11 protein-coding genes are annotated in these 10,337 nt (G+C 59.4%); 8 read left to right on the top strand and 3 right to left on the bottom strand.

The window, feature by feature from the left end; all coding sequences use genetic code 11:
* Positions 1-6: 6 nt before the first annotated feature.
* The 6 genes from lepB to cysQ all read left to right on the top strand — a co-directional run bounded on the left by lepB (position 7) and on the right by cysQ (position 5,054).
* Positions 7-930, top strand: a complete 924-nt coding sequence (gene lepB, locus I6G90_RS20385) for a signal peptidase I (protein WP_058053242.1) — start codon at positions 7-9, stop codon at positions 928-930.
* On the top strand, positions 931-1,602 hold the full coding sequence (gene rnc / locus I6G90_RS20390; RefSeq protein ID WP_042062103.1) for a ribonuclease III: 672 nt from the start codon (positions 931-933) through the stop codon (positions 1,600-1,602).
* A complete protein-coding gene (era, locus tag I6G90_RS20395; protein WP_042062104.1) occupies positions 1,599-2,498 on the top strand; it encodes a GTPase Era in 900 nt (299 codons plus the stop codon). Before rnc ends, era begins: the two co-directional genes overlap by 4 nt.
* Entirely contained in the window at positions 2,499-3,206 is a 708-nt protein-coding gene (recO, locus tag I6G90_RS20400; protein WP_033136291.1) for a DNA repair protein RecO, read from the top strand.
* A gap of 140 nt (positions 3,207-3,346) precedes the next feature.
* On the top strand, positions 3,347-4,084 hold the full coding sequence (gene pdxJ, locus I6G90_RS20405) for a pyridoxine 5'-phosphate synthase (RefSeq protein WP_197928979.1): 738 nt from the start codon (positions 3,347-3,349) through the stop codon (positions 4,082-4,084).
* Between the two features lie 202 nt (positions 4,085-4,286).
* Positions 4,287-5,054, top strand: coding sequence for a 3'(2'),5'-bisphosphate nucleotidase CysQ (gene cysQ / locus I6G90_RS20410; RefSeq protein WP_408628294.1), 768 nt, complete (start codon positions 4,287-4,289; stop codon positions 5,052-5,054).
* Between the two features lie 87 nt (positions 5,055-5,141).
* Here cysQ and I6G90_RS20415 read toward each other — a convergent pair whose 3' ends face one another.
* From I6G90_RS20415 to I6G90_RS20425, 3 genes are all read right to left on the bottom strand, one after another.
* Entirely contained in the window at positions 5,142-5,438 is a 297-nt protein-coding gene (locus I6G90_RS20415; RefSeq protein ID WP_197928981.1) for a YciI family protein, read from the bottom strand.
* Between the two features lie 24 nt (positions 5,439-5,462).
* Positions 5,463-6,014, bottom strand: coding sequence for a septation protein A (locus tag I6G90_RS20420; protein ID WP_042657244.1), 552 nt, complete (start codon positions 6,012-6,014; stop codon positions 5,463-5,465).
* A 115-nt stretch (positions 6,015-6,129) separates the two neighbouring features.
* Positions 6,130-7,635, bottom strand: coding sequence for an aminotransferase class V-fold PLP-dependent enzyme (locus I6G90_RS20425; protein ID WP_197928983.1), 1,506 nt, complete (start codon positions 7,633-7,635; stop codon positions 6,130-6,132).
* A 175-nt stretch (positions 7,636-7,810) separates the two neighbouring features.
* Here I6G90_RS20425 and trhA point away from each other — a divergent pair, with 175 nt between their 5' ends.
* Positions 7,811-8,446, top strand: coding sequence for a PAQR family membrane homeostasis protein TrhA (trhA, locus tag I6G90_RS20430; protein ID WP_058053256.1), 636 nt, complete (start codon positions 7,811-7,813; stop codon positions 8,444-8,446).
* Between the two features lie 127 nt (positions 8,447-8,573).
* On the top strand, positions 8,574-10,235 hold the full coding sequence (locus I6G90_RS20435) for a putative transporter (RefSeq protein WP_042062119.1): 1,662 nt from the start codon (positions 8,574-8,576) through the stop codon (positions 10,233-10,235).
* The last annotated feature ends 102 nt before the right edge of the window (positions 10,236-10,337 follow it).

Consider the following 10,337-nt stretch of genomic DNA (forward strand, 5'->3'; position numbering starts at 1 on the left):
TAATAGATGGCAAGCACGTTTTCCCTGATCCTGGTGGTGGTCTGCGTGATCACCGGTATTATCTGGTGTCTGGACAAGATGATTTGGTCCAAGCAGCGCGCCGCCAAGATTGCCGTGGCTCGTGCCCATGGCGGTGCCCACCTGGATGAGAAGACCCTGGCCAAGGTTGCTCCCGTGCCGGTCTGGATTGAACAGACCGCCGGGGTCTTCCCGGTCATCACCTTTGTGCTGATCCTGCGTTCGTTCATCTTTGAACCGTTCCAGATCCCGTCAGGTTCCATGATGCCCACCCTGCTGGTGGGCGACTTCATCCTGGTGGAAAAATTTGCCTACGGTCTGCGGGACCCGGTGACCAACACCAAGTTCCTCGAGACCGGCGAGCCCCAGCGTGGCGACGTAGTGGTGTTCAAGTATCCCCTTGAGCCGCGCGTTGACTACATCAAGCGGGTGGTCGGCATGCCGGGTGATCGGGTCATCTATCGCAACAAGGAGCTGATGATCCGGCCCAAGTGCGAGGAGCAGGAAGGGAAAACGTGCCCGGGCTTCAAGAAGCTCGACGTCAAGTTTGAACAAAGAGGCGAATTTACCCAGATGGGGATCCCCCTTGACCGCTATACCGAGCAGTTGGGTGATGTCTCCCACGAGACCCTGCGCAATCCGCTGATGCCCGACATGGTTGGCCGTTACTATCGCCAGCCCGGCACCTACCCCGACGAGTGGGTCGTACCGGAAGGCCAGTATTTCGTGATGGGCGATAACCGCGACAACAGCACCGACAGCCGTTTCTGGGGCTTTGTGCCCGAGCAGAATCTGGTCGGCAAGGCGGTCGCTATCTGGATAAGTTTTGAATTCGAGCGCGAAGAAGGCTCCCTGCTGCCAAGTTGGGTACCGACAGGTGTGCGCTTCAACCGCATTGGCGGAATCAAGTAAATGAATATCAAGATGAACAGACTGCAGTCCCGTCTCGGGCATGTCTTTCAGGATCAGGAACTGCTGACCCGGGCGCTGACTCACCGCAGCGCCGGTTCCCGTCACAATGAGCGACTGGAATTTCTGGGTGACTCCATTTTGAGTCTGGTGATTGCCGATGATCTGTTCCACCGCTTCCCGCAAGCGGCGGAAGGGGATCTCAGCCGGATGCGCGCCACTCTGGTGCGCGAGAAGACCTTGGCCGAACTGGGCCGGGAGTTTGACCTCGGGGATCACCTGATCCTCGGTCCCGGCGAACTCAAGAGCGGCGGTTTTCGCCGCGAATCCATTCTGGCCGACACGGTCGAGGCGGTGATCGGTGCCGTCTATCTGGATACCAATCTTGAGACGGTGCGGACGCTGCTGCTGAGCTGGTACGCCAGCCGCCTGGACGAAATCAAGCCCGGCATCGAGCAGAAAGATCCCAAGACCCGTCTGCAAGAAATTTTGCAGGGAAGCCGCAAATCCCTGCCGACCTACACCGTGACCAACGTCAAGGGTGAGGCTCACAACCAGGAGTTCACCGTCCAGTGTGACGTGGAAGGTCTGGATGGGCCTATCAAAGGGGTCGGCACCAGCCGCCGCAAGGCCGAACAGGCCGCAGCGCAGCAAGCATTGGAAAAACTGTCATGACAGATACCACCTACTGCGGCTTTGTCGCCATCGTGGGCCGCCCGAATGTGGGCAAGTCCACCCTGCTCAACAAGCTGCTTGGCCAGAAGGTCAGCATCACCTCGAAGAAACCCCAGACCACCCGTCACCGGATTTTGGGGATCGACACCGAGGAGAACTACCAGACCATCTATGTGGATACCCCGGGTCTGCACATCGAAGAGAAACGGGCCATCAACCGCCTGATGAACCGTGCCGCCACCAGTTCGCTGGGTGATGTGGCCATGGTGGTGTTCATGGTCGATGGGACCCATTGGACCAAAGATGACGAGATGGTGCTCGGCAAGCTGCGCCATCTCAAGTGCCCTGTGGTGCTGGCGGTCAACAAGATCGACAACGTCAAAGAGAAAGAGGATCTGCTGCCGCACCTCGAGTGGCTGGGTCAGCAGATGAACTTTGCCCATATCCTGCCCATCAGTGCCGAGAAGGGCACCAATGTGGAGAAGATCCGCGAGTGGGCCAAGGATCTGCTGCCGGAGAACAACTTCTTCTTCCCGGAAGATTACGTGACCGACCGTTCGTCCCGCTTTATGGCCTCCGAAATCATCCGTGAGAAGCTGATGCGCTTCACCGGTGAGGAGCTGCCCTACTCGGTGACGGTGGAGATCGAACGCTTCAAGGTGGAAGAGAATGGCCTCTACCACATCCACGGCCTGATCCTGGTCGAGCGCGATGGCCAGAAGAAGATGGTCATCGGCAACAAGGGCGAGAAGATCAAAACCATCGGTACCGAAGCGCGCCTCGACATGGAACGGCTGTTCCAGAACAAGGTGCACCTCGAGCTGTGGGTCAAGGTCAAGTCCGGCTGGGCTGATGACGAGCGCGCCCTGCGCAGTCTCGGGTATGGTGATGACTGATTGCTGAGTCCGGCTTTCGTCATCCACAGTCGGCCCTATCGGGAGACCAGCCAGCTGGTCGAGGTCTTCACCCAGGATAGTGGCCGATTTACCCTGGTGGCTCGCGGCTCTCGCGGGCCACGCTCCCCGCTCAAGGGGCTGCTGCAACCCTTTACCCTGCTCACCATTGCCTGGCGCGGCAAGGGGGATCTCAAGAACCTCACCCAGGTTGAATGCCCGGATCACTCCCTGCGTCTCGGCGGCGATCGCCTCTTCTACGGCCTCTATCTCAACGAGCTGGTCTACTACCTGCTGGAAGCCCACACCCCGTTCCCCGAAGTGTTCGACGCCTATGCCCGTGCCATCATGGCGCTGGCCGATGGCGAGACGCCGGAGCTGCCGCTGCGCCGCTTCGAGTTCCTGCTGCTGCAGGCGCTGGGCTATGCGGTGGATTTCGAATACACGGCGGACGACGAGTCGCCCATCGAGCCGACCCTGCTCTATGGCTTCGAGCGTGAATTGGGCTTTGTCGCTTGCGAGCGGGCGCCGGATCCCCGTACCCTGTTTCTCGGTGCCCACCTGCTCGCCTTTGCCGAGGGACGTTTCGATACCCCTCCCTTGCTGCAGGCGGCCAAACGTTTCAGCCGACTGGCGCTGCAACCCTATCTGGGCAAGCGCCAGTTAAAGAGCCGGGAGCTGTTTTTAAAACGCCGCAATAGCTTGGGTTAACCGTCCTGCGGCGTTACCCGGCACGGTAAGAATGTTACCTACGTCCGATTACGCTGCGCTAATCGAACCTACGAGCTGATATATGGATATCCGCGCGGTAGCCGCGCAGTCAACAGATGAAGCTTTTCAAGGAGTTCTCAATGAGTGAAATCTATCTGGGTGTGAACATCGACCATATCGCCACCCTGCGTAACGCCCGTGGCACCCAGTATCCGGATCCGGTACAGGCCGCTTTTGTTGCCGAGCAGGCTGGTGCCGATGGCATCACCGTGCATCTGCGTGAAGATCGCCGCCACATCACCGACCGTGACGTGGAGATCCTGCGCCAGACCATCCAGACCAGAATGAACCTGGAGATGGCGGTGACTGAAGAGATGATCGGCATCGCCTGCCGCATCAAGCCCCACTTCGTCTGTCTGGTGCCGGAGAAGCGTACCGAAGTGACCACCGAGGGCGGTCTGGACGTGGCCGGTCAGCTGGCCAAGGTGACTGACGCCGTGGCCCGCCTCTCTGCCGTAGGTGCCCAGGTATCCCTCTTTATCGATGCCGATCCCATCCAGATCGATGCGGCCGCCGAGAGTGGTGCCCCCTTTATCGAGATCCACACCGGCCGTTACGCCGATGCCCCCACCGATGCCGAGCGCAACGCCGAGTTCAAGCGCATCGCAGCCGGTGCCTCCTATGCCGCTGGCAAGGGGCTCAAGGTCAATGCCGGCCACGGCCTGCACTACCACAACGTCAAGGCCATCGCCGCCATCCCCGAGCTCTATGAGCTCAATATTGGCCACGCCATCATCGGCCGTGCCGCTTTCGACGGTCTGGCCAAGGCCGTGAGCGACATGCGCCTGCTGATGCAGGAGGCCCGTCAGGGGATCTGATCCGCTGGATAGGTCAGCGGCCTGATACTGGTCGCCAGAAATAACAAGGGACGCCACGGCGTCCTTTGTTGTTTCTGGTCCTGTTTACTCAAGCGAAATGGTCTGGCGACTCCCGCACCGTAATAACCCAGCACAATCGGCTATAAGCAGTTGATGTCAAAAGAGTTACACTGGTTGACCCTGTGAGCTGGACGAGATTGTTATGGAGCACCCCCTGTACCACCCCGATATCACCGATCTGGAACCTGTCGCCCGTGCGGCGGGGGCGGCCATCATGGCGATCTACCGCGAGCCCTTTGCGGTGGAGTACAAGAGAGATGAGAGTCCGCTCACCGCTGCCGACAAGGGGGCGCATGAGGTGATCGTGCAGGCGTTGGCGCGGCTGACTCCCGATATCCCTGTGCTGTCGGAGGAGTCTGGCCCCGAGGTGATGGTGGCGCGCCACGGCTGGTCTCGCTATTGGCTGGTGGATCCTCTCGACGGCACCAAGGAGTTTGTCTCCCGCAACGGTGAGTTCACCGTCAATATCGCGCTGATTGAAGCGGGGGCGCCGCGTTGGGGGCTGGTCTATGCGCCTGTGCTGGACAGGCTCTGGTATGGCGGCGAGGGGCTCGGGGCATGGCGCATCGCCGATGGCATACGCGAGTCCATCCAGACCCGGCCTCATCGTGAAGGCGAGGCGTGGCGGGTGGTGGGCAGTCGCAACCACCTGTCGCAGGAGACCCTCGACTTTCTGGCTCCTTTTGGTGAAATCGAGCTGGTCTCCATGGGCAGCTCCCTCAAGTTCTGCATCATTGCCGAGGGGGGCGCCGAGCTCTATCCACGCCTCGCACCGACCTGCGAGTGGGATACCGGTGCTGCGCAGGCGGTGCTGGAGGGGGCGGGGGGCAGCGTCACCCAACTCGATGGCTCACCCCTTGCCTACAACAAGCCCGACATCCTCAACCCTTGGTTTGTCGCCAGAGCATGACCTTGCTGGTACGCTGAGCATCGCGCAATAAAAAGAGGCCGGAGCGGGTTGTACACCCGTTCCGGCCTCTTTGCATCTGACGCGGTTTTAAAAGACTTTCTTGAACGGCTTGATGGTGACCTTGGCGTAGACACCGGCGGTCACATAAGGGTCGGCATCGGCCCAGGCCTGGGCGTCTGCCAGCGAGGTAAACTCGGCGATGACGGTGCTGCCGGTAAAGCCTGCATCGGCCGGATCCTCGGCATCAATAGCCGGGTTGGGACCAGCGGTCAGCAGGCGACCTTCATCCTGCAGCGCTTGCAGCCGGGCCAGATGGGCAGGGCGAACCTGCTTGCGCAGTGGCAGGCTATCGGGGACATCTTCGGAGTAGATGAGATACCACATGAGAGGATCCTTTTCTGATGAGGGTTATTTTTTCAGCTGTTCTTTTTGTTCAGCCGGAATGTGGCGGTAGAGATAGACGCCACTGAGCAGGGTAAAGACCAGCGTCATCCCCAGCAGGCCGAACACCTTGAAGTTGACCCACATCTCTTGCGGCATGTTGAACGCCACGTAGAGGTTGAGCAGGCCACAGACGGTAAAGAAGCCGACCCAGCCGAGATTGACCTTGTCCCAGACTGCATCGGGTGCCTGCAGCTCCTTGGCCAGCATCTGTTTGATCAGATTCTTGCCAAAGCCGTAGCGGCTGATGAGCAGACCCAGTGCGAACAGCACGTTGATGACAGTCACTTTCCACTTGATGAAGGTGTCATCGTGGAAGAAGACGGTGAGGCCGCCGAAGAAGCCGACCAGCAGGAAGGTAAAGAGCTGCATCTTCTCGACCTTGCGATAGCGGATCCAGCTATAGGCGAGCTGCAGACCAGTGACCACCACCAGTGCGCCGGTCGCCATGTAGATGTCGTAAAACTTGTAGACCGCGAAGAAAACGATAAGTGGAATAAATTCAATAAATTGCTTCATGTCTGGCGCGTAGCCCTCAAGAATGGATCTCAAAATTTTGTCCAGTTTACCTGCCCGATGGGCAACGGCAAATGAATAAGACCGCCTAATTTACGTCCAGTTCCCTGGCGCGGCGCTAGCCAAATAGCTGGCGGGCAAGGGGCTCGCCCAGCCGTTTTTGATCCGCCAGCAGCTCGCGGATGTGGCGCTCTTCGATAAGCGGGTTAAGCAGCACGGCGCGCAGCAGGGTGAGCGGTTGGGCGCCGTAGCGCACTACTGCCCGCTGGGTGCGGGAGACAAAGCTGTGCCCCTCGGCCCGCTGGGCTTTTTGCAGGGCCACGTTGAAGTCGTTGATCTGCGCGTTGGCCGCTTCGTCCTGCACCTTGCCCTGCAGGTGGCGCGGAATGCAGCGGTAGGAGAGCAGGTTCATCACCGGTGCCGACATCAGCTCGAAGGCGGGATCCTGGGTGATGAGATCCGCCATCAGCCGGGCGCGGTCGTAGTTGGCCTCGATGAGATGGGCGTAACCCTGCTGGCCAAATAGCTGGAAGGCGGCATCCAGATAGAGGGCATTGGCCGGGCGGGTGCCCTCCAGCGTAAAGCGCCCCTGATCGAACGAGGTGGCGCGAATGGCGTAGGGAGCCTCCCGCTTGACCGCCATCATCAGGTCGGGCTGGCGGCAGAGCAGCATGCCGGTACCGAGCGGCACCAGCAGCTGTTTGTGGCCATCGAGGGTCACGGTATCAGCCCGCTCGATACCGGCCAGCAAGTTTTGATAGCGGGGGGAGAAGAGGGTCGGGCCGCCCCAGGCAGCATCCACATGAAAATGGATCTGCTCGCGCTCGGCGATGGCCGCCAGCTCAGGCAGGGGGTCGATGGAGCCAAAGTCGGTACTGCCCGCCACGCCGACCAGCGCCAGCACTTTCAATTTCTGTTCTTTGCACTGGATCAGCGCCTGCTCCAGCGCAGCCAGACTGAGCCGGTTCTGCTCGTCGGTCTCGAGGCGCCAGACGCTGCGGGCGCCCAGTCCCAACAGATCCATCCCCTTGTCGAAGGAGTAGTGCATCAGCCGAGAGCCCAGAATGACGGCGCCGCGATAGCCCTGCTCATAGAGGGCGAACAGGTTGTCGCCGCAGGCGCGGTTACGGGCCAGCCACAGCGCCGTGACATTGGCGATGGTGCCGCCGCTGGTCATGACGCCGAGGGCGGCATCCTTGGCATGCATCTGCTCGCCGTAGAAGGCATCGTCCCTGCCATAGATGAGGCGGTGCAGCTTGGCCAGCACCTCCCGCTCCAGAAAGCTGAGCAGGCGGGAGGACTCCATCTTCATCGGATTCTGGTTGAGCATTACCAGCAGGCGCGACAGCTCGGCGGTATAGGCCGGCAGTGGCGCCGTCATGTGGCCCATGTAGCGTGGCGAGGTGAGGTGAGAGGCGCCGGGCACCAGAGTGGCCAGCCGCGCCAGATACTCCTCGATGGAGAGACCGACCGCAGGCATGCGGGATTGCTCGAGCTGATGGGTGAACTGGTCGCGCTGGTAGGGGGCCTGACTGTCATCCGAGTGGTGAAAATGTGCCAGCATGGCGCTCATTGCGTCGCCAAAGGCTGCATCCGGTTGTGTAAACAGCTCAGTCAACTTCATCAGGTTCTCCAGACCAGGTCACCGGGGTAGGTGTTTATGCCGCTTGTCTCGGGCATCGGCGGCAGAGCATACACCAAAGGTTGGCAGGTGGCAGCCACTCCATTTTTTAAGCGAACACTTGTACTCTGAAATGGTGCTGGGTAGAGTGAGCCACAGTTATTGTGGAGTCGATGTTATGAGTGGTGTGATGGATTACTCCCCCCGGGAGGAGCTGGCAAACCGGCTGAGTCACGGTGCGGGATTGTTGCTGGGGATTGTCGGGCTGGTGCTGTTGCTCATCAAGGGATGGGGGCAGGGCACGCAGGCGCTGGTGAGCTACAGCCTCTATGGCGGTAGTCTGGTGCTGCTCTATCTGGCCTCGACCCTCTATCACAGCATGGCGGAAGGGCGAGCCAGACGCTGGTGCAAGGTGTTTGATCACTGCGCCATCTATCTGCTGATTGCCGGCACCTATACCCCCTTTCTGCTGGTGGCGCTCGATACGCCGCTGGCGAAGGGGTTGATGGTGGTGATTTGGTCCCTGGCGCTGGCTGGCGTGGTGTTCAAGCTGGTGTTTATCAACCGCTTCAAGAAGTTGTCGCTTTTTACCTATCTGATGCTGGGCTGGTTGTCGCTGGTGGTCATCTACCAGCTCTACATCCATCTGGCCGGTGAGGGGCTGCTGCTGCTCGGGCTTGGCGGCCTTATCTACAGTCTCGGGGTCATTTTCTATGTGGCCAAGCAGATCCCCTACAACCACGCCATCTGGCATCTTTTTGTGCTGGGTGGCAGCGTTTGTCACTTTATGGCCATTTACGGCTACGTCGCCTAACGTCGTGCAACTAGCCCTTAATTGGTATTTTTAGCGCGTAAAAGGATAAATTCGTGCGGTATCACACAGTTGGCAGCTGCGTTTGCTGACAAGCTAGGATCAGTTCAATTCGCAAAGGATGCACGAAATGAGTGAAATCGCGCTTTCCATCAGCATGTTGTCGCTGGTGGCAGTGCTAGGACTCTGGCTGGGAAACTGGCGAGTCTATGGCGTTGGGTTAGGGATAGGGGGGGTGCTGTTTGGCGGCATCATAGTGGGTCACTTTGCCGGGGTGTCGGATCTCGCTCTGGATGAGCACACTCTTCACTTTATTCAAGAATTTGGCCTGATCCTGTTTGTCTATACCATCGGCATCCAGGTCGGTCCGGGTTTCTTCTCGTCACTGCGCAGTTCGGGTCTCAAGCTCAATGCGTTTGCCGCCTTGCTGGTCATCCTTGGTTGCGTGGTGGCGGCTGCGCTGCATCAACTGTTTGATGTACCGCTACCGGTGATCCTCGGCGTATTTTCCGGTGCAGTCACCAATACACCGTCACTCGGTGCGGGCCAGCAGATCCTGGCCGAGCTGGGCGCTGCGCCCGGTTCGACCGGTCTGATGGGGATGGGCTATGCGGTTGCCTATCCGTTCGGCATCTGCGGTATTTTGCTCACCATGTGGCTGGTTCGGGTGTTCTTTCGCATCAAGATCGACGATGAAGCCGCCCAATTCGAGCTACAAACCGGTAAAACCAAGGAGAGCTTGCAGACAATCAACATCGCGGTGCGCAACCCCAATATGCACGGCCTGATGCTGAGCGAGATCCCGAGTCTCGATGAGTCTGATGTGATCTGTTCCCGTCTCAAGCGTGGCGACGAACTGATGGTGCCGCGCCCGGAATCCCGTATCGAACTGGGTGACTTGCTGCACCTTGTCGGTGAGCGTCACGCGCTGCACAAGGTGTTGCTGGTATTGGGGGAGGAGGTGGAGACCTCGCTCTCGACCCGTGGCACCGATCTGCGCGTCGAGCGGGTGGTGGTAACCAACGAGCAGGTTCTTGGCAAGAAGATCCGCGATCTGGATATCAAACAGCGCTATGACGTGGTGATCTCCCGTCTCAACCGTGCCGGTATCGAACTGGTGCCGACCAGTCAGACCAGCCTGCAGTTTGGCGACATTCTCAACCTGGTGGGGCGCCTCGACGCCATCGAAGCGGTCACCAATGTGGTCGGTAACGTGCAGCAAAAACTGCAACAGGTGCAGATGTTGCCGGTATTTATCGGGATCGGTCTCGGTGTGTTGCTCGGCTCCATCCCCTTCTATCTACCCGGTTTCCCGGCCGCCCTCAAATTGGGTCTGGCTGGCGGGCCGCTGGTGGTGGCGCTGATCCTGTCGCGGATCGGCAGTATCGGCAAGCTCTACTGGTTCATGCCCCCCAGTGCCAACCTGGCGCTGCGCGAAATTGGCATCGTGCTGTTTCTGGCGGTAGTGGGCTTCAAGTCGGGGGCGGGTTTTATCGATACCCTGATCAACGGTGATGGCCCGGCTTGGATGCTCTACGGCATGGCGATCACCCTGATCCCGCTGCTGGTGGTCGGTGTGCTGGCGCGCCTCTACGGCAAGATGAACTATCTGACCCTGTGCGGTTTGCTGGCCGGCTCCATGACTGATCCTCCCGCGCTGGCCTTTGCCAACGCCATGCACCCGACCAGTGGTGCCAGTGCGCTCTCATACGCCACTGTCTACCCGCTGGTGATGTTCCTGCGGATCATCTCGCCACAACTGCTGGCTATCATCCTCTGGGCGGGAGCCTAGGGTTAATCCTGACGGGAGCATGCCTTGTCATGCTCTCGTCATCATTCTGTAATTTATTGATAATTTTGGTTTTTACCATTCTCGCAACCTCGTTTTACACAC

Source organism: Aeromonas allosaccharophila, assembly GCF_016026615.1.
GTDB lineage: Bacteria > Pseudomonadota > Gammaproteobacteria > Enterobacterales > Aeromonadaceae > Aeromonas > Aeromonas allosaccharophila.

Coding starts and splice junctions, on each gene's coding strand:
- era (WP_042062104.1), top strand. CDS start 1,599: ATGACAGATACCACCTACTGCGGCTTTGTCGCCATCGTGGGCCGCCCG.
- cysQ (WP_408628294.1), top strand. CDS start 4,287: ATGGAGCACCCCCTGTACCACCCCGATATCACCGATCTGGAACCTGTC.
- trhA (WP_058053256.1), top strand. CDS start 7,811: ATGAGTGGTGTGATGGATTACTCCCCCCGGGAGGAGCTGGCAAACCGG.
- I6G90_RS20415 (WP_197928981.1), bottom strand. CDS start 5,438: ATGTGGTATCTCATCTACTCCGAAGATGTCCCCGATAGCCTGCCACTG.
- pdxJ (WP_197928979.1), top strand. CDS start 3,347: ATGAGTGAAATCTATCTGGGTGTGAACATCGACCATATCGCCACCCTG.
- I6G90_RS20425 (WP_197928983.1), bottom strand. CDS start 7,635: ATGAAGTTGACTGAGCTGTTTACACAACCGGATGCAGCCTTTGGCGAC.
- rnc (WP_042062103.1), top strand. CDS start 931: ATGAATATCAAGATGAACAGACTGCAGTCCCGTCTCGGGCATGTCTTT.
- I6G90_RS20420 (WP_042657244.1), bottom strand. CDS start 6,014: ATGAAGCAATTTATTGAATTTATTCCACTTATCGTTTTCTTCGCGGTC.
- I6G90_RS20435 (WP_042062119.1), top strand. CDS start 8,574: ATGAGTGAAATCGCGCTTTCCATCAGCATGTTGTCGCTGGTGGCAGTG.
- lepB (WP_058053242.1), top strand. CDS start 7: ATGGCAAGCACGTTTTCCCTGATCCTGGTGGTGGTCTGCGTGATCACC.